18 protein-coding genes and 2 tRNA genes are annotated in these 21,589 nt (G+C 60.6%); 6 read left to right on the top strand and 14 right to left on the bottom strand.

Annotation, left to right across the window (positions count from 1 at the left end; genetic code table 11):
* Positions 1–7 precede the first annotated feature (7 nt).
* The 4 genes from HBO23_RS18950 (at position 8) to HBO23_RS18935 (ending at position 3,057) form a co-directional block, all read left to right on the top strand.
* A tRNA-Leu gene (locus HBO23_RS18950) sits at positions 8–94 on the top strand.
* A 153-nt stretch (positions 95–247) separates the two neighbouring features.
* A tRNA-Leu gene (locus HBO23_RS18945) sits at positions 248–334 on the top strand.
* Positions 335–478: 144 nt separating this feature from the next.
* Positions 479–1,504: an extracellular solute-binding protein gene (locus tag HBO23_RS18940; RefSeq protein WP_138449479.1), complete on the top strand. Its 1,026-nt coding sequence runs from the start codon at positions 479–481 to the stop codon at positions 1,502–1,504.
* Positions 1,504–3,057: an iron ABC transporter permease gene (locus HBO23_RS18935; protein ID WP_170039131.1), complete on the top strand. Its 1,554-nt coding sequence runs from the start codon at positions 1,504–1,506 to the stop codon at positions 3,055–3,057. The genes HBO23_RS18940 and HBO23_RS18935 overlap by 1 nt, the downstream gene beginning before the upstream one ends.
* Positions 3,058–3,165: 108 nt before the next feature.
* On the opposite strand, the gene HBO23_RS18930 is transcribed toward HBO23_RS18935, so the two are convergent.
* The 12 genes from HBO23_RS18930 to HBO23_RS18875 all read right to left on the bottom strand — a co-directional run bounded on the left by HBO23_RS18930 (position 3,166) and on the right by HBO23_RS18875 (position 17,514).
* Complete coding sequence (locus HBO23_RS18930; protein WP_170039129.1) at positions 3,166–5,100, bottom strand: methyl-accepting chemotaxis protein; 1,935 nt, start codon at positions 5,098–5,100, stop codon at positions 3,166–3,168.
* 139 nt (positions 5,101–5,239) lie between these two features.
* Positions 5,240–6,529: an adenylosuccinate synthase gene (locus HBO23_RS18925; protein ID WP_017138458.1), complete on the bottom strand. Its 1,290-nt coding sequence runs from the start codon at positions 6,527–6,529 to the stop codon at positions 5,240–5,242.
* A 54-nt stretch (positions 6,530–6,583) separates the two neighbouring features.
* Positions 6,584–7,771: an ATP phosphoribosyltransferase regulatory subunit gene (locus HBO23_RS18920; RefSeq protein WP_170039127.1), complete on the bottom strand. Its 1,188-nt coding sequence runs from the start codon at positions 7,769–7,771 to the stop codon at positions 6,584–6,586.
* A 292-nt stretch (positions 7,772–8,063) separates the two neighbouring features.
* Positions 8,064–8,930, bottom strand: a complete 867-nt coding sequence (gene hflC, locus HBO23_RS18915; RefSeq protein ID WP_017138460.1) for a protease modulator HflC — start codon at positions 8,928–8,930, stop codon at positions 8,064–8,066.
* On the bottom strand, positions 8,930–10,108 hold the full coding sequence (hflK, locus tag HBO23_RS18910) for an FtsH protease activity modulator HflK (protein WP_017138461.1): 1,179 nt from the start codon (positions 10,106–10,108) through the stop codon (positions 8,930–8,932). The genes hflC and hflK overlap by 1 nt, the downstream gene beginning before the upstream one ends.
* Before the next feature lie 96 nt (positions 10,109–10,204).
* Entirely contained in the window at positions 10,205–11,506 is a 1,302-nt protein-coding gene (gene hflX / locus HBO23_RS18905) for a ribosome rescue GTPase HflX (RefSeq protein ID WP_017138462.1), read from the bottom strand.
* 12 nt (positions 11,507–11,518) lie between these two features.
* Positions 11,519–11,779, bottom strand: coding sequence for an RNA chaperone Hfq (gene hfq, locus HBO23_RS18900; protein ID WP_003188059.1), 261 nt, complete (start codon positions 11,777–11,779; stop codon positions 11,519–11,521).
* 93 nt (positions 11,780–11,872) lie between these two features.
* Positions 11,873–12,844 carry a tRNA (adenosine(37)-N6)-dimethylallyltransferase MiaA gene (gene miaA, locus HBO23_RS18895; RefSeq protein ID WP_099548094.1) on the bottom strand — a complete coding sequence of 324 codons (972 nt, stop codon included), beginning with the start codon at positions 12,842–12,844 and terminating at the stop codon, positions 11,873–11,875.
* Positions 12,844–14,742 carry a DNA mismatch repair endonuclease MutL gene (gene mutL, locus HBO23_RS18890; RefSeq protein WP_170039143.1) on the bottom strand — a complete coding sequence of 633 codons (1,899 nt, stop codon included), beginning with the start codon at positions 14,740–14,742 and terminating at the stop codon, positions 12,844–12,846. The genes miaA and mutL overlap by 1 nt, the downstream gene beginning before the upstream one ends.
* Before the next feature lie 14 nt (positions 14,743–14,756).
* On the bottom strand, positions 14,757–16,178 hold the full coding sequence (locus tag HBO23_RS18885; protein ID WP_017138465.1) for an N-acetylmuramoyl-L-alanine amidase: 1,422 nt from the start codon (positions 16,176–16,178) through the stop codon (positions 14,757–14,759).
* Between the two features lie 17 nt (positions 16,179–16,195).
* Entirely contained in the window at positions 16,196–16,666 is a 471-nt protein-coding gene (gene tsaE, locus HBO23_RS18880; RefSeq protein WP_170039124.1) for a tRNA (adenosine(37)-N6)-threonylcarbamoyltransferase complex ATPase subunit type 1 TsaE, read from the bottom strand.
* A complete protein-coding gene (locus HBO23_RS18875; RefSeq protein WP_170039115.1) occupies positions 16,654–17,514 on the bottom strand; it encodes an NAD(P)H-hydrate dehydratase in 861 nt (286 codons plus the stop codon). Before HBO23_RS18875 ends, tsaE begins: the two co-directional genes overlap by 13 nt.
* Before the next feature lie 63 nt (positions 17,515–17,577).
* On the opposite strand from HBO23_RS18875, the gene queG reads away from it, so the two are divergent.
* Positions 17,578–18,642: a tRNA epoxyqueuosine(34) reductase QueG gene (queG, locus tag HBO23_RS18870; RefSeq protein ID WP_017138468.1), complete on the top strand. Its 1,065-nt coding sequence runs from the start codon at positions 17,578–17,580 to the stop codon at positions 18,640–18,642.
* Here queG and HBO23_RS18865 read toward each other — a convergent pair.
* Together HBO23_RS18865 and orn are read right to left on the bottom strand one after the other, a co-directional pair.
* On the bottom strand, positions 18,639–19,256 hold the full coding sequence (locus tag HBO23_RS18865; RefSeq protein ID WP_170039141.1) for a trimeric intracellular cation channel family protein: 618 nt from the start codon (positions 19,254–19,256) through the stop codon (positions 18,639–18,641). The two genes, queG and HBO23_RS18865, sit on opposite strands and share 4 nt — an antisense overlap.
* A 303-nt stretch (positions 19,257–19,559) precedes the next feature.
* Positions 19,560–20,102 carry an oligoribonuclease gene (orn, locus tag HBO23_RS18860; protein WP_056860533.1) on the bottom strand — a complete coding sequence of 181 codons (543 nt, stop codon included), beginning with the start codon at positions 20,100–20,102 and terminating at the stop codon, positions 19,560–19,562.
* A gap of 107 nt (positions 20,103–20,209) precedes the next feature.
* Here orn and rsgA point away from each other — a divergent pair, with 107 nt between their 5' ends.
* The gene (gene rsgA / locus HBO23_RS18855) at positions 20,210–21,241 is read left to right on the top strand and encodes a small ribosomal subunit biogenesis GTPase RsgA (RefSeq protein ID WP_003171340.1); all 1,032 of its coding nucleotides are present in this window, start codon (positions 20,210–20,212) and stop codon (positions 21,239–21,241) included.
* Positions 21,242–21,589: the final 348 nt, after the last annotated feature.

Below are 21,589 nucleotides of genomic sequence, written 5' to 3'. Positions count from 1 at the left end.
TGATGCTGCCCAGGTGGTGAAATTGGTAGACACGCCAGCTTCAGGTGCTGGTGATCGCAAGGTCGTGGAAGTTCGAGTCTTCTCCTGGGCACCAAATTCAGATTAAACCCGCGAAAGCGGGTTTTTTCGTTTCAGGCCTCTGATTTTTAACAAGAATATTGAATTATATTTTTGATATCAGGGGTTTACAGATTAAAAAGCGCTCCGTATAGTTCGCTCCATCAACAGCGCAAGCGTTGTTGATAATGCCCAGGTGGTGAAATTGGTAGACACGCCAGCTTCAGGTGCTGGTGATCGCAAGGTCGTGGAAGTTCGAGTCTTCTCCTGGGCACCAAATTCAGATCAAACCCGCGAAAGCGGGTTTTTTCGTTTCCGGGGTTTGAAAACTTCCCCAAGGATTCTCCCCTCATCCGCACTTGAGAAGTTTTATCGTTTATCCTTGCAATGATTTGTTGCATACAAGCGAGGAACACTTCGGATGATGATCCGCGATAACCGTCTCAAGACATCCCTTCTGCGTGGCCTGACCCTCACCCTGCTTGGCTTGACGCTGCTCTCGCCCACCGCCTACTCCGCCGACAAGGTGTCCCTGACCCTGTACAACGGCCAGCACAAAGAAGTCGGCGATGAACTCGCCAAGGCCTTCGAAGCCAAGACCGGCATTCACGTCAACGTGCGCAAAGGCAGCAGCAACCAGCTCGCCAGCCAGGTCGTGGAAGAAGGCGAGCGCTCCCCTGCCGATGTGATCTACACAGAAGAATCGCCGCCGCTGAACAAACTCGGCGAGCAAGGCCTGCTGGCCAAGATTGATGCGAGCACGCTGGACGTATTGCCCAAGGATTACGTCGGCAGCAACGGTGACTGGATGGGCGTGACCGCTCGTACCCGCGTCGTGGCCTTTAACCCCAAACTGATCGCCGAAAAAGACCTGCCCAAATCGGTACTCGATTTCGCTGGCCCCGAGTGGCAAGGCAAAGTCGGCTTCGTGCCCACCAGTGGCGCATTTCAGGAGCAGGCCGTGGCGATTATCAAGCTGCACGGTCGCGAAGCTGCTGAAGAATGGCTGACCGGCCTGCGCGCCTTCGGCAAGGTGTACAGCAACAATATGGTCGCGCTCAAGGCCGTGGAAAACGGCGAAGTGGCCACCGTGCTGGTGAACAACTACTACTGGTTCGCCCTGAAGAAAGAAAAAACCAACCTGGATTCTCAGCTGCATTACTTCACCGATGGCGATGTGGGCGGCCTGATCACCGTGTCCTCGGCGGCGGCGCTCAAATCCAGCAAGCACCCCAAAGAAGCCCAGCAACTCCTGGCATTCATGGCCAGTGAAGAAGGCCAGCGCGTCATCACCAATACCTCGGCCGAATACCCGCTGCGCAAGGGCATGCAATCCAATCGCGGCCTCAAGCCGTTCAGCGAGCTGCAACCGCCGAAAGTCACCCCGGCAGACCTTGGCAACGCCGAAGAAGCCCTGGACCTGGAACGTGACGTTGGCTTGAACTGATGAACCCATCGCTACCCGCCGGGGTATTCACCCCCCGGCGCAAACGCCCGCCGATCTGGCTGTTGTTACCCGTGCTGTTTCTGGTTGGCCTGAGCCTGCTGCCGCTGGTATATGTCGGGACCAAGGCCTGGCAGGCCGGCTGGGCGGAGGCGGTGCACCTGCTGTGGCGGCCGTATGTGTTCGGGCTGTTGCGCAACACCTTGGCTTTGATGGTTGGGGTGACGGTGGCTTGCGGCGTGATCGGCCTGTCACTGGCGTGGCTACTGGAGCGCAGCAACCTGCCGGGGCGACGCATCTGGGGAGTAATCCTGTGCCTGCCGTTTGCGGTACCGGCCTTTGTCAGCAGCTTTACCTGGGTCTCGCTGAGCGCCAACTTCGAAGGGCTTGGCGGGGCAATACTGGTGATGACCCTGTCCAAGTACCCACTGGTGTTTCTGCCGGTGGCGGCGACATTGCGCAATCTTGATCCATCCCTTGAAGAGTCGGCCCGCACGCTGGGACTGAATCGCTGGGGCGTTTTTTTCCGAATTACACTGCCGTTGCTCTGGCCCTCGCTGCTGGCCGGAGCCCTGCTGATCGCGCTGCATATGCTGGTGGAATTCGGCGCGCTGTCGATCATCGGCCTGCAAACCTTTACCACCGCGATCTACCAACAGTTCGAACTGGAATTCAGCAACGCCAATGCCGCGATGCTCTCGGCGGTGCTGCTGGTGATGTGCCTGACGCTGCTGTGGCTGGAGCTGCGGGTGCGCGGCAAAGGCCGGCATGTGCGCATCGGCCAGGGCGCGGCGCGGCATGCTGAACAGGTCAAGCTGGGCAAATGGTCGACCGTGGGCCAGCTGTACTGCCTGGCGCTGGCCATCATTGGCAGCGGCATTCCGCTGGGGATGCTCGCTTACTGGCTGGCAGTGGGCTCATCGGCGGCATTCCCGGTGGCCGAAATTGGTGAGGCGCTGCTGTCCTCTCTGGCACTGTCGTTGGGCGGCGCTGCACTTTGCCTGGTATTAGCTGTACCGGTGGGGCTGCTGGTGGTGCGCTACAAAGGCCAGTTGGCGATTTGGGCTGAGCGCCTGCCTTATCTGCTGCATGCCCTGCCAGGGTTGGTGATTGCGCTGACACTGGTGTATTTCGCCCTGCACTATGTGCCGGCGCTGTATCAGACCTCGGCGCTGCTGCTGATTGCTTATGCGCTGTTGTTTTTGCCGCTCGCTCAGGCGCCGATTCGAACCGCACTGAACAAAGCTGCGCCGCAATTGGAAGAGGCGGCACGCACGCTGGGCTCCTCGTCGTTCAGCGCGTTTTGCCGGGTGACCTTGCCGATTATTTTCCCGGCCTTGGGGGCGGCGTTCGCGTTGGTGTTTCTGGATGCGATGAAGGAGCTGACGGCGACTTTGCTGCTCAGCCCAACGGGGCTGAATACCCTGGCGACTGCCGTGTGGGCGCATACCTCGAATGTTGAGTTTGCGGCGGCGGCGCCGTATGCGGCGCTGTTGATTCTGGTGTCGGGGTTGCCGGTGTATCTGCTGACGACGCGGATGTATTTGAGCCGCTGAGACCGCTATCGCAGGCAAGCCAGCTCCCACATTCGATTGCATTCCAACGCTGGAACTCGGTCAAATGTGGGAGCTGGCTTGCCTGCGATGAGGCCGGCGCAGACGACGCTAAGCCCGAAACTGCCCCAAACTCGCCTTCAACTGCGCTGCCAACCCATCCAGCACCTTGCCACTGGCCGTCGTCTCCACCACCGCCTGCGCGGCCCGCTCGGCCTGGGCGTGGATCACCTCGACCCGGCCACGCACCGCATGCGCGCCTTGGGCCTGATGCTCAGCCGCACGCGTCGCCAGGCCAATCGCCGCATGCACTTGCTCCACCGAAGCCTGCACCGACTGTTGCAAGCGCACACTGTCGCGCAGCACCAACAACCCTTCATTCGCCTGGCGCCCGGCCTTGCCGATGGTTTCCACCGCTTCCCGTGCGCCCTGCTGCAACGCCACGATATGCGCCTGGATATCCCCAGTGGAGCTTTGGGTTTTACTCGCCAGCGCCCGCACTTCGTCCGCCACCACCGCAAAACCTCGCCCGGTTTCACCGGCACGCGCCGCTTCAATCGCCGCATTCAGGGCCAGCAGGTTGGTCTGCTCGGCAATCCCGTGAATCACCGTCAACACCACTTCGATCTGCTCGCTTTGCTGCGCCAACCGCTCGATCACCTGGGAACCGGCCTGCACTTGCCCCGCCAGCGCTTCGATCAGGCTGCCGACCTCAGCCGAGGTCCGTGAGTTTTCGTCCGTGGCCTGGCGAATATCCACCACCTGCTGCAACGCTGCCTGCATTGCATGGCTTTCGGCCTGGGCCTCATCGGCCATTTGCGACAGAGCGCGCAAGCTTTCGGCAACTTCGTCGCGCTGCAAACCGGCCGCCTTGTCAGCCCCGGCATTGCGCAAGGTCATGGCGCCGATTTCGACGCCGGTGCGCTGTGCCACATCGCCGGCCTCACGCACGATTGGCTGCAACTTATCCACAAAGCGATTGACCGCCGAGGCCATGTCGCCGATTTCGTCCTTGCTATTGATCTGCACACGCTTGGTGAGGTCGCCCTCGCCCGCCGCCAGATCGTCCATGGCGGCAATCAACAACTTCAGCCGATTGACCACACGGCGCCCCAGCACGATGGCGATCAGCAGTAATACGCCAAACCCGACAATGGCGAGCCCCAGGCCGATGCGCCAGCGCAACGCTCCCGCAGCGTCCTGTACGGCGCCGCTGGTGTTGGCGGTCATCTGGGTGGCAGTGGCTTGCGCCGATTGCAGGCGCGCGCCCATGGCCGCTGCGCTGTCGGCGGCGGCGCCTTTGAGGCTGTCACCGACCAACTGATCACTGCTCGCGATCAGTGCGGCAAAACGCTTGTCCAGCGCCGCCAGGTCGGCCTCTACGGCTTTGGTCGAGACGCCCATGCGGACTTTGCCGATCTCCGTGCCGTTGGGGCTGATGGACGCCTCGACGTAGAACACCGAAGGGTCGTTTTTAGCCGCATCCAGGACCTTATCCAAGGCTCGGTCGCCCTTGCCCTTGTCGAGCAGTGCCTGGTTGATCGGGTTTTCGCGATTGAGGTAACGGGTCAGGTGCTCGCCAGCGGCGTCGTCATACACCACGAACAACACGTTGGGATTACGCTGGGCGCGCCGGGCGAACTCCGACAATGTCGGCACGTCGCTGTCCCACATGGCGCGGGGCGCCACCGACGCCAGCAGTTGGGCCATGTCATTGGCCGAGTCCTGCAGGTCTTTTTCCAGGGTCGCACGCAGTTGCTTCTGCTCCTCTTGCAGGCGCGTGGAAAGCCCTGCGGTCAGGCGCTGGCGCGTGCTCGAAGACAAGCTGTCCAGGCTCGAGGTGACTTCCTTGCCGGCTTGCGCCAGCTCGCCAGACAGTTTCTGGCTGTCGGCACCCAGGCGGCTGCTTAAATCCGCTTCCAACGCCGTCACGGTGCTTCGCGTCAGGGCAACGGCCACCAGCACTTGCACCAAAAGAGCGATACCTAGGGTAACGAACACCGGCCGCAACAGCCGGCTTTGTAACAATGAGAGAACGGCAGACACGGTAAATCCCTCCACCACGGGTGCCATTAATTTGATAGCACCGCGAAAGAAAGAACCGTAGCAAGGGTCGTGCCGATTGCCAGCCAGCCACAAAAAAGGGCTCCCGAAGGAGCCCTTTGCTTTTTACATCAACAGCTTATTAAGCGAACGGGTGACGCAGAACGATGGTCTCGTTGCGGTCCGGGCCTGTCGAAATAATGTCGATCGGCGCGCCGATCAGCTCTTCAACACGCTTGATGTAGGCACGAGCATTGGCCGGCAGTTCTTCCAGGGTTTTGGCGCCCACGGTCGATTCGGTCCAGCCCGGCACTTCTTCGTACACAGGCTGCAGGCCTACGTAGCTGTCAGCGTCGGTCGGTGCAACATCCTTGCCTTCGGCATCTTTGTAGCCGATGCAGATGTTGATGGTTTCCAGGCCGTCGAGAACGTCCAGCTTGGTCAGGCAGATGCCCGAGATGCTGTTCACATCGATAGCGCGGCGCAGGATAACGGCGTCGAACCAGCCGCAACGACGGGCGCGGCCAGTGGTAGCACCGAACTCGTGACCTTGCTTGGCCAGGTGCGCGCCGACTGCGTCGAACAGCTCAGTCGGAAACGGGCCCGAACCCACGCGCGTGGTGTAAGCCTTGGTGATGCCCAGGATGTAGTCCAGGAACATCGGGCCAACGCCCGAACCGGTCGCAACGCCACCCGCGGTGGTGTTGGAGCTGGTCACGTACGGATAGGTGCCGTGATCGATGTCCAGCAACGAACCCTGGGCGCCTTCGAACATGATGTCTTTGCCGGCGCGACGCAGGTCGTGCAGCTCGGCGGTCACGTCCAGCATCAGCGGCTTGAGCAGCTCAGCGTATTCCTTGCACTCAGCCAGAGTCTTTTCGAACTCGATGGCCGGCTCTTTGTAGTAACCCACCAGCATGAAGTTGTGGTAATCCACCAGTTCACGCAGCTTGTCTTCAAAGCGCGGCATGTTGAGCAGGTCGCCCACACGCAGGCCACGACGTGCAACCTTGTCTTCGTAAGCCGGGCCAATGCCGCGACCGGTGGTGCCGATCTTCAGCTCGCCACGCGCCTTTTCACGGGCCTGGTCCAGCGCAACGTGGAAGGACAGGATCAGCGGGCAGGACGGGCTGATACGCAGGCGCTCGCGCACCGGTACGCCTTTCTCTTCCAGCTTGGTGATCTCACGCAGCAGGGCGTCAGGTGCAACCACAACACCGTTGCCGATCAGGCACTGCACGCCTTCGCGCAGCACGCCCGACGGGATCAGGTGCAAAACGGTTTTTTCGCCATCGATGACCAGGGTGTGGCCAGCGTTGTGGCCACCTTGGTAGCGCACTACGGCGGCAGCATGTTCGGTCAGCAGATCAACGATCTTGCCTTTGCCCTCATCACCCCATTGGGTGCCCAGGACTACGACATTCTTACCCATAACACTTGTCCTCATTCGCGCAAACTTGGTGCCGGCGATGGCCGGCAGGAAAACTCAAGAAGCCAGTGGCGATACTTGCCAAAGCCCGTTCTGCAGAATCAATTGCCGGTCGCAGTCCGCTTCACGGGCGGCGGCCAATGGCTGCCCAGGCAAAGCCTGGACAACACGCTGACCCTCACTGCGCAACTGGCAAACCTGCTGCCAGAGTGCTGCGTCCGTACTGTCGGGCATCCAGATGCCACCAGACGGCAGCTCGACCTCAGCACGCCCCAGGGTCACCAGGGTTTTCAAATCGGTAGAAAAGCCAGTCGCCGGACGTGCGCGACCGAAGTCAGCGCCGATATCGTCATAACGACCGCCCTGGGCGATGGCCTGGCCAACACCCGGCACAAAAACGGCAAACACCACACCGGTGTGGTAGTGATAGCCGCGCAACTCACCCAGGTCGAAATACAGCGGCAACTCGGGGAAGCGCGCCGACAACTGCTCGGCAATCGCAAACACATCATCCAGTGCAGCCAATACCGGCGCCGGCGCATTGGCCAGGCGCTCACGGGCAGCCATCAGCACTTCACGGCCACCGCACAGGTTCACCAGTGCGCGCAGCATGTCGGCCAGGTCCGCAGGCACGCCTGCAGTCAGGGCGATGACTTCATCGATCGCCTTGCGCTGCAGGGCATCGAACAACTGTTGCTCCACTTCACCGGACAAACCAGCCGCACGGGCCAGACCACGGTAGATACCAACGTGGCCCAGGTCCATGTGTACATCCGGCACATCGGCCAGTTGCAGCATGGCCAGCATCAGGCTGATCACTTCAACGTCGCTGCTCGGGCTGGCATCACCGTACAACTCGGCGCCCAACTGGATCGGGCTGCGCGAAGACGACAATGCACGCGGCTGAGCATGCAGCACGCTGCCGGCGTAGCACAGGCGGCTCGGGCCTTCGCGGCGCAGGGTGTGCGCATCGATGCGCGCCACCTGCGGCGTGATGTCGGCACGGAAACCCATTTGCCGGCCCGATTGCGGGTCGATGACCTTGAAGGTGCGCAGATCCAGGTCCTGGCCCGCGCCGGTCAGCAGGGATTCCAGGTACTCGATATGGGGGGTCACGACAAACTCGTAACCCCAGCTCTGGAACAGATCCAACACCTGGCGACGCGCTACTTCAATGCGCGCAGCTTCTGGTGGCAGTACTTCTTCGATGCCATCTGGCAGCAGCCAGCGGTCTACCGTTGCCATTACGCCATTCCCCTATGATCCGGGCGGCCAGCCCTCGGCCGAGCCTTGAGTGAAGCAGAAAATACCCACGCTTTGCATAATCCACGCGCAAGAGCGACGTGACGAACGGCCTGCCAGCGGCCTCGTCGGGCACTTTCCTCGAAAAACCTGTGGCGCCTGCCGAATCAAACATGCAGACGCAAAAAAGCCGGGAATTTCCCGGCTGCCGCATCATACACCCGTTTTCTGAAAGGATCACCCCGCCAGGCATTTTAGCCGCCCGACGGAGTGCGCCCTAAGGTCACAGGCTTGGTTACTTGGACTTTTCCAGGTAGCGGAAGAAGTCGCTGCTTGGGTCCAGCACCATGACGTCGGTTTTGTTCGCGAAGCTTTCACGGTAGGCACGCAGGCTACGGTAGAACGCGTAGAACTCCTGGTCCTGGCCGTAAGCCTTGGCGTAGATCGCCGCAGCTTGAGCGTCGCCGTCACCACGAGCCTCTTCAGACTCGCGATAAGCCTCTGCCAGCAGTACACGGCGCTGACGGTCGGCATCCGCACGGATACCTTCAGCCAACTCGTTACCTTTGGCGCGGTGCTCACGGGCTTCACGCTCACGCTCGGTGCTCATACGCTCGAACACGCTGCGGTTCACTTCCTTCGGCAGGTCGATAGCCTTGACCCGGACATCAACCACTTCAATGCCCAACTCTTTTTCTGCCATCGTGTTCAGCGAACGGGTGATGTCAGCCATCAGCGCATCACGTTCACCGGATACCACCTCGTGCAGGGTGCGTTTACCAAACTGGTCACGCAGGCCCGATTCCAGACGGCGCGACAAACGCTCGTCGGCAATCTGCTTGAGGCCGGAGGTCGCGGTGTAGAAGCGCTCGGCATCCTTGACGCGCCACTTGGCGTAGGCGTCAACCATCACGGCTTTCTTTTCCAGGGTGAGGAAGCGTTGTGTCGGTGCATCCAGGGTCATCAGGCGGCCGTCGAACTTGCGCACCTGGTTCACGTAGGGGACTTTCACATGCAGGCCCGGCTGGACATCCGCCTGCACCACACGACCGAATTGCAGCAACACCGCGCGCTCGGTCTGAGACACGATGTAGAAGCAGTTCCAGGCAGCGATGACCACGACGACGCCCACAATCAGGGCGGTCAGCGATTTATTGCTCATCAACGACTCTCCCTGGTACGTGTTTGCTGTTGCAGCAAGTCAGCGGCCGCACGGGCGCTCGCTTCGTTGGCAGCGGCATTCGAGCTGCTGGACGGTGCGCTGGTGCCGCTACGACCACCTTCGATCATCTTGTCCAGCGGCAGGTACAGCAGGTTGTTCTGCCCACCTTTGCTGCCGGTCACGAGAACCTTGCTGGTGTTGCTGAAAACTTCCTGCATGGTGTCCAGGTACAGACGCTCACGCGTGACTTCCGGAGCCTTGCGGTACTCGGCAACCAGTTTGGTGAAGCGATCCGCCTCACCCTTGGCGCGGGAGACCACTTCGTCGCGGTAACCGTTGGCATCTTCAAGGATACGCTGGGCCTGACCACGGGCTTCCGGTACGACACCGTTGGCGTAGGTTTCAGCCTGGTTGCGCGAACGCTGCTCGTCTTCACGGGCGCGGATCACGTCATCAAAGGCTTCCTGCACTTCGCGCGGTGCAGCTGCGCTCTGTACGTTCACCTGAGTGACGGTGATGCCGGTGCGGTAGGTATCGAGGAACCGCTGCAGGCGCTCCTTGATCTCGCTGGCCATCAATTCACGACCTTCGGTCAGCACCTGGTCCATGGCGGTGGAACCCACCACATGGCGCAGGGCACTTTCGGTTGCGTGTTGCAGGCTGATTTCCGGCTGATCAACGTTCAGCACGAAGTCCTGCAGGTTGCTGATCTTGTACTGCACGGTCAGTGGCACTTCGACGATGTTCTCGTCTTCGGTCAGCATCTGGCCCTGCTTGGTGTAGGCACGCTCACGCGTGACGTTCTCCATGTACTTCTTGTCGATCGGCGGGAAATAGATGTTCAGGCCTGGCCCGACAGTCTCGTAGTACTTGCCGAAGCGCAGCACAACAGCCTGCTCCTGCTCGTCCACCACGTACACGGCGCTGTACAGCCACACGGCTGCGAGCACGACAAGCCCGAGGCCCAGCAGGCCATAGCCGCCGCCCTTGCTTGTGCGACCGCCGTCGTCACCACCACCACGTTTTTTTCCACCACCGAACAACCCATTCAGGCTTTCCTGCAGCTTTCGGAAGGCCTCGTCGAGATCTGGTGGCCCCTTGCGGTCGCCATTATTGCGGCGTTTACCACCCCAAGGATCCTGATTATTCGAGTTGCCACCCGGCTCATTCCAAGCCATAGCGCTCTCCATCTGATAAAGCAAAGACGCACCCACGGCGCGCCGACCAATGCTACAGAATGCCTGCTACTGCGGCACAACCGCTTTCGGAGGCTTTTATTGCAAAGTGTGTTGTTCGATGAACTCTGTCGGTACCACACCTTCACGGCTGACCAGCCGATTCAGCTCCGAGCGCGGCAATCGAACGGCCAGCAAGCTGACACCTTCTTCGTCGTATTCTTCTTTCTGTACGGCGCCCAGTTCGAAAAACTGTGCACGCAGTCGAGCAAAACGTTGCGGCAAGCGCAAGGTGCCGACAAACAAATCGCTGCCCAGCAGTTCGGCAATCGCTTGTTCAAGCAACTCCAGACCACTGCCATCGCGCGCCGACAGCCATACCCGCTGGGGCTTGCCGTCTTCATCGCGCTGGATTTGCGGCTCAACGCCCTCAAGCAAATCGAGTTTGTTATAGACCTCGAGGATCGGCAAGTCTTGTGCACCAATCTCGCCCAGCACCACCATCACTTGCTCGATCTGCAACATGCGATCCGGTTCGGCCGCATCGATCACGTGCAACAGCAGGTCGGAATTGCTCGACTCTTCGAGCGTAGACCGAAATGCCTCGACCAGCTTGTGGGGCAAATGACGAATGAAACCTACTGTGTCGGCCAGGACAATCGGCCCCAGGTCGTCGATATCCAAACGGCGCAAGGTCGGGTCAAGGGTGGCGAACAGTTGGTCGGCCGCGTAAACGTCCGATTTCGTCACGTTGTTGAACAGCGTGGATTTGCCGGCGTTGGTATAGCCCACCAGGGACACGGTAGGGATATCCGCACGCGAGCGGCCACGGCGTGATTGTTCGCGCTGGCTGCGTACTTTTTCCAGGCGGCCCTTGATCTGGCGCAGGCGCACCCGCAGCAGACGGCGGTCGGTTTCCAGCTGGGTTTCACCCGGGCCGCGCATGCCGATGCCACCACCCTGGCGTTCAAGGTGAGTCCAGCCGCGTACCAACCGGGTGCTCATGTGGTCAAGCTGGGCCAGTTCTACCTGGAGCTTGCCTTCATGGGTACGGGCGCGCTGGGCGAAAATATCGAGAATCAGACCGGTGCGGTCGATCACGCGACACTCGAAAACACGTTCGAGGTTACGTTCCTGACTGGGCGTGAGGGTGTGATTGAAGATCACCAGATCGGCTTCTTCGGCGTGAACCAGGTCGCGCAGCTCCTCGACCTTGCCGCTGCCTATCAGGTATTTGGCGGTTGGCCGATGACGCGGTACGTTAAAAAACGCAACGGTCTCGGCGCCGGCCGAATTTGCCAACTCCTGAAACTCCTGCGGATCTTCGCGCGCCTCAGGGTCCTGTCCATCCAAGTGAACGAGGATTACTCGCTCACCACCACCGTGGCGCTCAAAGAACAAAGGAGACTCCTATCAGGCGTTACCTGGCTCAGCGTCACCCTGTTCATCACCTGCTGCGCTAGGCAGACGGATTGGACGAACTGGAACGACTGTCGAGATAGCGTGCTTGTAAACCATCTGGCTGACGGTGTTTTTCAGCAGGATCACGAACTGGTCGAACGACTCGATCGTGCCTTGCAGCTTGATACCGTTAACCAGGTAGATGGAAACCCCAACTTTCTCTTTACGTAAAGTATTCAAGTAAGGGTCTTGTAGCGAATGCCCTTTTGACATGTGCCGCACTCCTTTAAGGATCAATAATAAAATTCGGAAAATAGATAGCTTATGGCCGTCACACCCCCAAGGATAGACGGCAATTGCAAGGACTCAGCTCAATATGGAGACCGATCCCAAGTATTTCAAGGCGCGTGACAGATTGTCGCTGTCCAGGCTGTCCAACCAGTGCAACTCGCTCCAGCTGCGCAGCCAGGTGAACTGGCGCTTCGCCAATTGGCGCGTGGCAATGATGCCGCGCTCCTGCATTTCGGCTGACGTCAGCTTGCCATCCAGGTGTTCCCAGACTTGGCGGTAGCCTACAGCACGTATCGAAGGCAACCCGGCATGCAGGTCACCTCTGGAACGCAGTGCTACGACCTCGTCCACAAACCCCTGTTCCAACATAATTGTGAATCTTTGTGCAATTCGTTCATGCAACACCTGGCGATTTGCCGGAGCAATGGCCAGATTCGCCACAGTATAGGGCAATTGTGACTGTCCAGATGCGCCTGCATCAGCACTTTGCGCAGTTTGTTTCAGCCTGTGTTCAGTCATGGTCTGGCCGCTCACCCGCCAGACTTCCAGGGCGCGACTGAGGCGCTGGGGGTCATTGGGGTGAATGCGCGCAGCGGAAACCGGGTCGACTGCCGCCAACTGGTCGTGCAGGGCTTGCCAGCCAAGGCGTGCAGCCTCTTCTTCAATTTCGCCACGCACCTGGGCGTCGGCCGCAGGCATATCCGCCAAGCCTTCCTGCAAAGCCTTGTAATAGAGCATCGTACCGCCCACCAGCAGCGGAATATTGCCCCGCGCGGTGATCTCGGCCATGGCGGCCAGGGCATCGGCACGGAAATCGGCGGCGGAATAGCTCTCGGCCGGGTCGATGATGTCAATCAACCGGTGCGGATACTGTGCCAACAGTTCTTTTGAAGGCTTGGCCGTGCCGATGTCCATGTCCCGGTAAACCAGGGCAGAGTCGACGCTGATCAGCTCGCAAGGCAGCACTTTGGTCAGCTCGATGGCCAGGTCGGTCTTGCCGGCGGCCGTAGGGCCCATCAGGAAGATGGCGGGGGGCAAGGCACTCATCAACGGCCGCGCAAGAACAGTTTGTCCAAGTCGTCCAGGCCCATTTGGGTCCAGGTCGGTCGGCCATGGTTGCATTGCCCGCTGCGCTCGGTGTTTTCCATGTCGCGCAGCAAACCGTTCATTTCCGGCAACGCCAGGCGGCGGTTGGCGCGGATTGCACCGTGGCAGGCCATGGTACCGAGCAGTTCGTTGATATGTGCCTGGATGCGATCGCTGGTGCCGTATTCCATCAGGTCGGCCAGCACGTCGGCGACCAGGCGGTTGGCTTCGGCTTGCTTGAGCAAGGCGGGAATCTGGCGAATAGCCAGGGTTTCCGGACCCAGGCGTTGCAGTTCGAAGCCCAGCTTCTGGAACACGCCGTGGTGCTCCTCGGCGCAATCGGCTTCACGCTGGCTCACCGCCAGGGATTCCGGCACCAACAACGGCTGGCCGCTCAGACCTTCACTGGCCATGGCGATCTTCAAGCGCTCGTACATGATCCGTTCGTGGGCGGCATGCATGTCCACCAGTACCAGGCCGTGGGCGTTTTCGGACAGGATATAAATGCCCTTGAGCTGCGCCAGCGCATAACCCAAAGGCGGAATATCACCGCCGCCCTCAGGCAATGCCACAGCGCCCGGCTCGGCCCCCGGCAGCGGTGCAAAAAATTCGCGATAGGCCGCCTGGGCCTCGGCTACCGGCACAGTCGACTGCGGGCGTGGCGTGTATTGGTACTGATAACCCGCGCCCGCACCGGACCCTGGCGCGGTGTAGGAAGGCTGCGGCTGCGGCGATTGCAGCAGGTTGGCCGCCAGGCTCATTTCGCCCTGAGGCCCGAACTCGCCAGCCTCCGGACCGCTCGGCCTTACCGCCGCCGTCACAATCGGCGCTGACAACTGATCATCCGGGCGCACATCGCCCAAGGCGCGGTGCAACGTGCCGTAGAGGAAGTCATGCACCATGCGCCCGTCACGGAAGCGCACTTCGTGCTTGGTCGGGTGCACGTTGACGTCGACCACCGACGGGTCGACTTCAAAGAACAGCACAAACGTCGGGTGCCGCCCGTTGAACAGCACATCGCGATACGCCTGGCGCACCGCGTGGGCCACCAGTTTGTCGCGTACCGCACGGCCATTCACAAAGAAATACTGCAAATCCGCCTGGCTGCGGGAGAAGGTCGGCAAACCGACCCAGCCCCACAGGCGCAAGCCATTGCGCTCGATTTCAATCGGCAGCGCCTGCTCAAGGAAGCCTGCGCCGCAGATCGCCGAGACCCGCCGAGCGCGCGCGGCGTCGTCATGGGCTTCGTGCAGGCTGAGGATGGTTTTGCCGTTGTGGCGTAAATGGAACGCCACATCAAAACGCGCCAACGCCAGGCGCTTGATGACTTCTTGCAGGTGATCGAATTCGGTTTTTTCAGCCTTGAGGAACTTGCGTCGCGCGGGCGTGTTGAAAAACAGGTCGCGAACTTCAACCGACGTCCCCACCGGGTGCGCGGCCGGCTGCACACGAGGCGCCATGTCACGGCCTTCGGTTTCCACCTGCCAGGCTTGCTCGGCGCTGCGGGTGCGCGAAGTCAGGGTCAGGCGTGCTACGGAGCTGATAGAGGCCAATGCCTCACCGCGAAAACCCAGGCTCATTACCCGCTCAAGGTCTTCAAGGTCGCGAATCTTGCTGGTGGCGTGACGAGCCAGGGCCAGCGGCAGGTCATCCGAGGAAATCCCGCTGCCGTCGTCGCGAACCCGCAGCAGCTTGACGCCGCCCTGCTCCACATCGACATCAATGCGCTTGGCACCGGAGTCGATACTGTTTTCCAGCAATTCCTTGATCACCGACGCCGGGCGCTCAACCACCTCACCCGCAGCAATCTGGTTGGCGAGGCGCGGGCTGAGCAGTTCAATGCGCGAGCCACTGTTCAATAAGGAGTCGCTCATTACTGCGCCGCCAATTCAGTGCCAGGGATGGTCAACACCTGACCGACTTTCAATTCATCGGTCTTCAGGTTGTTGGCGCTGCGCAAGGTCGCGGCAGATACCTGGAAACGCACGGCCAGCATGGCCAGCGTGTCGCCGGGTTGCACGCGATGGTCACGCGGGCCTTGGGCGATTTTGCCGGAATCACGCAGCCAGGCAATGTAGGTACCCGGCGGCGGGTTCTGCTGGAAGAACTGGCGAATACCCGCGCTGATCGAACGCGCCAGCGCCTGCTGGTGATTGGCGCTGGCCAGCTTCGAGGCTTCGTTGGAGTTGGAGATAAACCCGGTTTCCACCAGGATCGACGGGATATCCGGCGACTTCAACACCATAAACCCAGCCTGCTCCACGCGCTGTTTGTGCAGGGACGTCACGCGGCCAATATTGCTGAGGACTTTTTGGCCGACGTTCAAGCTGGACGTCAGCGAAGCGGTCATCGACAGGTCGAGCAGTACACCGGCGAGCATTTTGTCCTTGTCGTCGAGGGACACGTTGCCGGCCCCGCCGATCAGGTCGGAACGGTTTTCACTGTCGGCCAGCCAGCGTGCGGTCTCGGACGTGGCGCCACGATCCGACAAGGCAAATACCGAGGCACCGAAGGCAGCGGTTGATGGCGCGGCGTCGGCATGGATCGACACAAACAGGTCTGCACCCTTCTTGCGGGCGATTTCGGTACGGCCACGCAGCGGGATGAAGTAGTCGCCGGTACGGGTCAGCTCGGCGCGATAGCCTTTCATGCCATTAACCTGGCGCTGCAGTTCACGGGCGATGGCCAGTACCACATCTTTTTCATGCTGGCCGCGCGAGCCGGAGGCGCCCGGGTCTTCCCCGCCGTGGCCGGCGTCGATCACCACAATAATGTCGCGCTTGCCCGCAGGCGCAGGTGGTGGCGGCGGCAACTTGACCTGCGGCTGCGACGGGTTGACCGGCACGGCCGGAACAGTCGCAACGCTTGGGGTTGGCGCAGGCGGCGGTGCAGCGTCGGCGGCGTTGTCGAACAGGTCGACCACCAACCGATTGCCGTATTGGGCATTAGGCGCCAGCACAAAGCTTTTCGGGGTCACGGCCTTTTTCAGGTCGATGACCACACGCAGGTCCGTCGGCGTGCGCTGGGCCGAGCGCATCGCGGTGATCGGGGTATTGGCGGTTGAGACTTTCAGCGGCGCGCCGAGGGTGGCGCCGTTGATGTCGATCACCAGGCGATCGGGCGCCGTCAGGGTAAAGACGCTGTGCTGGACCGGGCCAGACAGGTCGAACACCAGTCGCGTGTTATCCGGCGCTCGCCACAGGCGAACACTTTTCACCTGTGAAGCAGCCAGAGCATTGAAAGTCATTGCCGCAAGCAACACCCCTACGACAGCAACCATCGCGCGAAAGCGCATACCTAACCCCACCAATTTTATTTGAATTCCAATGCCAGGGCCGCGCACCAAGACTGGCCGCGCGCACTCTGGGGCAACAACTTCAGCTGACGTCCATGCTCATGCGGCGTAATGGTAATGGTCAGGTCCGGCTTTGGCAAAAAGCCTGTGCCTTTATCTGGCCACTCGATCAAGCACAGTGCGTCTTCATCGAAGTAATCACGGATACCCATGTACTCCAGTTCTTCGGGGTCGACCAGCCGATACAGGTCGAAATGGAAGGCGCGAACTGCACCGATCTCGTAGGGTTCGACCAAGGTGAACGTCGGGCTTTTTACCGCGCCCGTGTGGCCCAACCCACGAATTATCCCTCGCGACAGCGTGGTTTTGCCCGCGCCCAGGTTCCCTTCAAGGAATATCAGTCCTGCGCCGGCCGTAACCTGTGCAATACGCTGACCCAACGCAACCATGGCGTCTTCATCAGCCAGAAAAAGGCTTACTTCAGGCACGGCGACTGCTCCTCCAGCAATTGACGAATGGCAGGTATCAGGTCGCTGGCGGCCAGGCCGCGACCATAAGTGCCTTGGCGATCCCCCGCCGTGGCGTGCAACCACACAGCCAGGCAACTTGCCTCATAGGCGGGCATGCCCTGGGCCAGCAATGCACCCACCAAGCCGCTCAGCACATCACCCAAACCGGCCGTCGCCATCGCCGGGTGACCTTGGTCACAGCGCGAAACACGGCCGTCCGGGCTGGCAATCAAACTGCCAGCACCCTTGAGGATAGCCACTGCATTGAATTTCTGGCTTAACGCGCGCGCCACGTTAAGGCGATCGGCCTGAACCGCGGCTGTCGTGATGCCCATCAACCGCGCCGCCTCGCCGGGATGCGGCGTGATCACGCTGCTGGCCGGCAGGCTTACACCGCCTGCGGCCAACTGGTTCAAGGCGTCAGCATCCCAAACTTGCGGCTGCTGGGCGTTGGCGGCAACCGACAACAGGCATTTGCCCCAGGACGCTGCGCCCAGGCCGGGGCCGATAACAATCACCGAGATTTTTTCCAGCAGCCCCATCAACTGATTGGCCGAACTGACGCCGACGGTCATCACCTCCGGCAAGCGTGTGAGTGCGGCTGGCACGTGTTCCGGGCGAGTCGCCAACGAAACCATGCCTGCGCCACTGCGCAAGGCGCTTTCGGCGCTGAGCAGCCCGGCACCGCCAAAGCCATGGTCGCCGCCGATGACCAGCAGGTGACCGAACTGGCCTTTATGGGCGTCCGGGGAACGTGCAGCCAGTTGCGGCAAATGGCCGTGCAACAGCGGCTGTACGTCGGTAATTGTGTGTTTTGTCTGCGGCATGCGTCTTCAAGCTCCGATGTCTGGCAGAATTATACGCATCTAACCTGTGGTTTCCCGTGTCTCATGCCTGCAATTACTTCCGATCTGCCCGCCCTCGCCCAATCGATCAAAGACTGGGGCCGCGAGCTGGGCTTTCAACAAGTCGGCATCAGCGGCCTGGACCTGGCCGAGCATGAGCAGCACCTGCAACGCTGGCTCGACGCGGGCTACCACGGCGAGATGGAATACATGGGCGCCCATGGCAGCAAACGCTCGCACCCCGATGAACTGGTGCCGGGCACGCTGCGTGTAGTTTCGCTGCGCATGGATTATCTGCCAGGCGACACGCAAATGGCGCAGTTGCTGGCCAAGCCAGAAAAAGCCTACATCTCCCGTTACGCCTTGGGCCGCGATTACCACAAGCTGATCCGCAAGCGCGTGCAACAACTGGCCGACCGTATCCAGGCACAGATCGGCCCGTTCGGCTTTCGCGCCTTTGTCGACAGCGCGCCCGTTTTGGAAAAAGCCATTGCCGAACAAGCTGGCCTCGGCTGGATCGGCAAAAACACCCTGGTACTCAATCGCAAGGCCGGCAGCTATTTCTTTTTAAGCGAACTGTTTGTCGATTTGCCGTTGCCCGTGGACGCGCCTCACGTCACCGAGCATTGCGGCCGCTGCACCGCATGCCTGGATATCTGCCCCACCAATGCCTTCGTCGGCCCTTATGTGCTCGACGCGCGGCGCTGCATTTCCTACCTGACCATCGAGCTCAAGAGTGCGATCCCCGAGGACCTGCGCCCACTGATCGGCAATCGAGTGTTCGGCTGCGATGACTGTCAGATCGTTTGCCCGTGGAATCGTTTCGCCCGATCCACGGCCGAAAGCGATTTCAAGCCACGGCACAATCTGGATAACGCAGAACTGGCCGAATTGTTTATGTGGGACGAGGATAAATTCCTCAGCAACACAGAAGGCTCGCCCCTGCGTCGTGCCGGGTATGAGCGCTGGCTGCGCAACCTGGCAGTGGGCCTGGGCAACGCGCCGTCAAGCATTCCGGTACTCGAAGCCTTGAAAGCACGTCGCGATTATCCGTCCGAACTGGTGCGCGAACATGTGGAATGGGCGCTGAACCAGCACGCTACGCGCTAGTGCACGTCGTCGTTGTAGACGAACTTGGGCATTTCCCAGTGAAAACGTATCGCCAGCAGCCGCAATAAAAAGCCGCTGAACAAAGTCAGCAGAATCGCCTGCTCGCTGGGCAGTTGCAGATACAGGCACAGCATGTAGAACCAGGCGGCGAGAAACGACACGCTGGCGTACAGCTCACGGCGAAAGATCAGCGGGATGTCGTTACAGAAGATATCGCGCAGGATGCCGCCGAATACGCCCGTGATCACGCCGCTGACTGAAGCCACCAGCATGCCGTGACCCATTTCCAAAGCAGTCATGCAGCCGATCAGGGTAAACGCCACCAGGCCCAAGGCGTCCAGCGCCAGGAACAGCGAGCGCAGACGGCGCATCAGCGGTGCAATAAAGATCGTCACCAGCGCGGCGATCGAGGTCAGCACCAGGTATTCCGGGTGTTTGACCCACGTCAGCGGGTAATGCCCCAACAGTACATCGCGCACCGAACCGCCGCCCAGCGCGGTGACGCAGGCGATCAGCACCACGCCAAACCAGTCCATGCCACGGCGCCCGGCAGACAGCGCGCCGGTCATGGCTTCGGCGGTGATGGCGACGAGGTAGAGCATCAACAGCATGATGGCGATCCTTGCGAATAGGCGCGCATTCTAATCATTGGGTGATGGCACCAAAAGGGGGCGCATGGCGAAAGACCGTGTCGACAGCATCGCAGGCAAGCCAGCTCCCACATTTGAATGTGTTCACAAGTCAAAGAGTGGGAGCTGGCTTGCCTGCGATGGGGCCTGGTATCTACACAACTTGAAGGCATCCAGATTTCCCTGTGGCAAGCCTGCTCGCCACAACAGCCCACTTACCACAGACTTTGTTTCAACCGGCTGCGTAGACACCAATGCTGCAATGGGGCCAGAGCAGGCGCCACAGATTCAAGCCTTGATGAAATGCTTGCGGTAATGCTGCAGCTCGGCGATCGACTCGCGAATGTCATCCAGCGCCAAATGCGTGCTGCCCTTATGGAAGCTGTCCTTGACCTCCGGCGCCCAGCGCGCCGCCAGCTCTTTGAGCGTGGACACGTCCAGGTTGCGATAGTGGAAGTAGCTTTCCAGCCCCTTCATGTGCGTATAAAGGAAGCGACGATCCTGGCAGATGCTGTTGCCGCAGATCGGCGACTTGCCCTTGGGCACCCACTTTTCCAGGAAAGCGATGGTTTCAGCTTCGGCGTCGCGCATGCTGATGCGGCTGTCGCGCACGCGCTGGGTCAGGCCGGAGTTGCCGTGGGTGCGGGTGTTCCACTCGTCCATGGTGGCCAGTACGGCGTCGCTGTGGTGGATAGCGATCACCGGACCTTCGGCCAAGGTGTTGAGGTTGCTGTCGGTGACAATGGTCGCCATCTCGATGATGACGTCGGTGTCGGGGTTCAGACCGGTCATTTCCAGATCGATCCAAATCAGGTTCTGTGGGTTTTGCATGGCTTGATTCTCTTGGCCCTTGGCTTAGCTGCGCAGTTTAGCAGGCGGGGGCGTGCTAGACTCGCGACCGTTTTACCCAACCTTTGCATTATCGACACGGAACACCAATGGCCAAACGCCAGCTCAATCGCCGCCAAAACTGGCGCATCGAAAAGATTCAAGGCGAACGCGCCGCTCGCGCCGCCAAACGTGAATCCTCCGCCGTGGAAGCGCTCGAGGGCGGCGACCTGGGCCCTGAACAAACGGGCCTGGTGATCGCGCACTTCGGCGTGCAGGTCGAAGTCGAGGCGCTCGAAGGCGAACTCGCAGGTTCGGTGTCGCGCTGCCACTTGCGCGCCAACCTGCCTGCGCTGGTCACCGGCGACAAGGTCGTGTGGCGTGCCGGCAACCAGGGCATCGGCGTGATCGTCGCCCAGTTGCCGCGCACCACCGAACTGCGCCGCCCCGACAGCCGTGGCCAGCTCAAGCCGGTGGCGGCCAACGTCGACATGATCGTGATCGTGTTCGCACCGCTGCCCGAGCCGCATGCCAATTTGATCGACCGCTACCTGGTCGCAGCCGAGCACGCCGGCATTCGCCCGCTGCTGCTGCTGAACAAATTCGACCTGATCGACGAACAGAACGCCCCGGCGCTCAATGCGTTGCTGGCGGTCTACCGCACCCTGGGTTACCCGGTGCTGGAAGTGTCGGCGCATCACGGCAATGGCATGGAACAACTGCAACAGCAGTTGGACGGGCGCATCAGTGTGTTCGTCGGCCAGTCTGGCGTGGGCAAGTCATCGCTGGTCAACAGCCTGCTGCCGGAAGTCGACACCCGTGTCGGCCCGCTGTCGGAACTGTCCGGCCAGGGTACCCACACCACCACCACCGCGCGGTTGTTCCACTTCCCCGGCGGCGGTGAGTTGATCGACTCCCCAGGCATCCGTGAATTCGGCCTCGGCCACGTCAGCCGCAGCGATGTGGAAGCGGGCTTCATCGAGTTCAACGACCTGATCGGCACCTGCCGCTTCCGCGACTGCAAACACGACCGCGAGCCGGGCTGTGCGTTGCTCAAGGCCCTGGAAGATGGGCGCGTGCAGCAGCAGCGAATGAACAGCTATCGGTCGATTATTGCGAGCTTGCCGGAGAGCAGCTACTAACGATCCACTTCTTGATACACATAAACCAGTGTACTGAAGCCCCTAGTCCATTGATTTAATAGGAGCAGGCATCAAGAATCCGGACCAACTGGGTGGCTCATACGCACAAGCCAGCTTGTATTCGGATTTCTCGATGCGCATAATTGCTCCGTCACCAGCGAAAGCTGGCAGGAGTCTGGATCCTTTTCGGGGTTGATCCAGCGGCGCAGAAGGGGCGAAGCAAGCTCCACTGCGCGTCGAATGAAGCCGCCTTCGGGCGGCTTTGCTTTTTGTGGGGCATTAACAACTGCACAGAAAGACTCGCTCCAAGGGCCGGGAGTACTTCGTGCCGCGCCTGTGCGTGGAGGA

This window comes from Pseudomonas sp. WS 5532 (assembly GCF_012985445.1).
Classification (GTDB): Bacteria; Pseudomonadota; Gammaproteobacteria; order Pseudomonadales; family Pseudomonadaceae; genus Aquipseudomonas; species Aquipseudomonas edaphica.
This window is presented reverse-complemented; position numbering and strand designations above follow the sequence as displayed.

Coding starts and splice junctions, on each gene's coding strand:
- HBO23_RS18885 (WP_017138465.1), bottom strand. CDS start 16,178: ATGCGCTTTCGCGCGATGGTTGCTGTCGTAGGGGTGTTGCTTGCGGCA.
- hfq (WP_003188059.1), bottom strand. CDS start 11,779: ATGTCAAAAGGGCATTCGCTACAAGACCCTTACTTGAATACTTTACGT.
- queG (WP_017138468.1), top strand. CDS start 17,578: ATGCCTGCAATTACTTCCGATCTGCCCGCCCTCGCCCAATCGATCAAA.
- HBO23_RS18875 (WP_170039115.1), bottom strand. CDS start 17,514: ATGCCGCAGACAAAACACACAATTACCGACGTACAGCCGCTGTTGCAC.
- HBO23_RS18925 (WP_017138458.1), bottom strand. CDS start 6,529: ATGGGTAAGAATGTCGTAGTCCTGGGCACCCAATGGGGTGATGAGGGC.
- orn (WP_056860533.1), bottom strand. CDS start 20,102: ATGCAAAACCCACAGAACCTGATTTGGATCGATCTGGAAATGACCGGT.
- HBO23_RS18940 (WP_138449479.1), top strand. CDS start 479: ATGATGATCCGCGATAACCGTCTCAAGACATCCCTTCTGCGTGGCCTG.
- hflC (WP_017138460.1), bottom strand. CDS start 8,930: ATGAGCAATAAATCGCTGACCGCCCTGATTGTGGGCGTCGTCGTGGTC.
- hflK (WP_017138461.1), bottom strand. CDS start 10,108: ATGGCTTGGAATGAGCCGGGTGGCAACTCGAATAATCAGGATCCTTGG.
- rsgA (WP_003171340.1), top strand. CDS start 20,210: ATGGCCAAACGCCAGCTCAATCGCCGCCAAAACTGGCGCATCGAAAAG.
- HBO23_RS18920 (WP_170039127.1), bottom strand. CDS start 7,771: ATGGCAACGGTAGACCGCTGGCTGCTGCCAGATGGCATCGAAGAAGTA.
- HBO23_RS18935 (WP_170039131.1), top strand. CDS start 1,504: ATGAACCCATCGCTACCCGCCGGGGTATTCACCCCCCGGCGCAAACGC.
- miaA (WP_099548094.1), bottom strand. CDS start 12,844: ATGAGTGCCTTGCCCCCCGCCATCTTCCTGATGGGCCCTACGGCCGCC.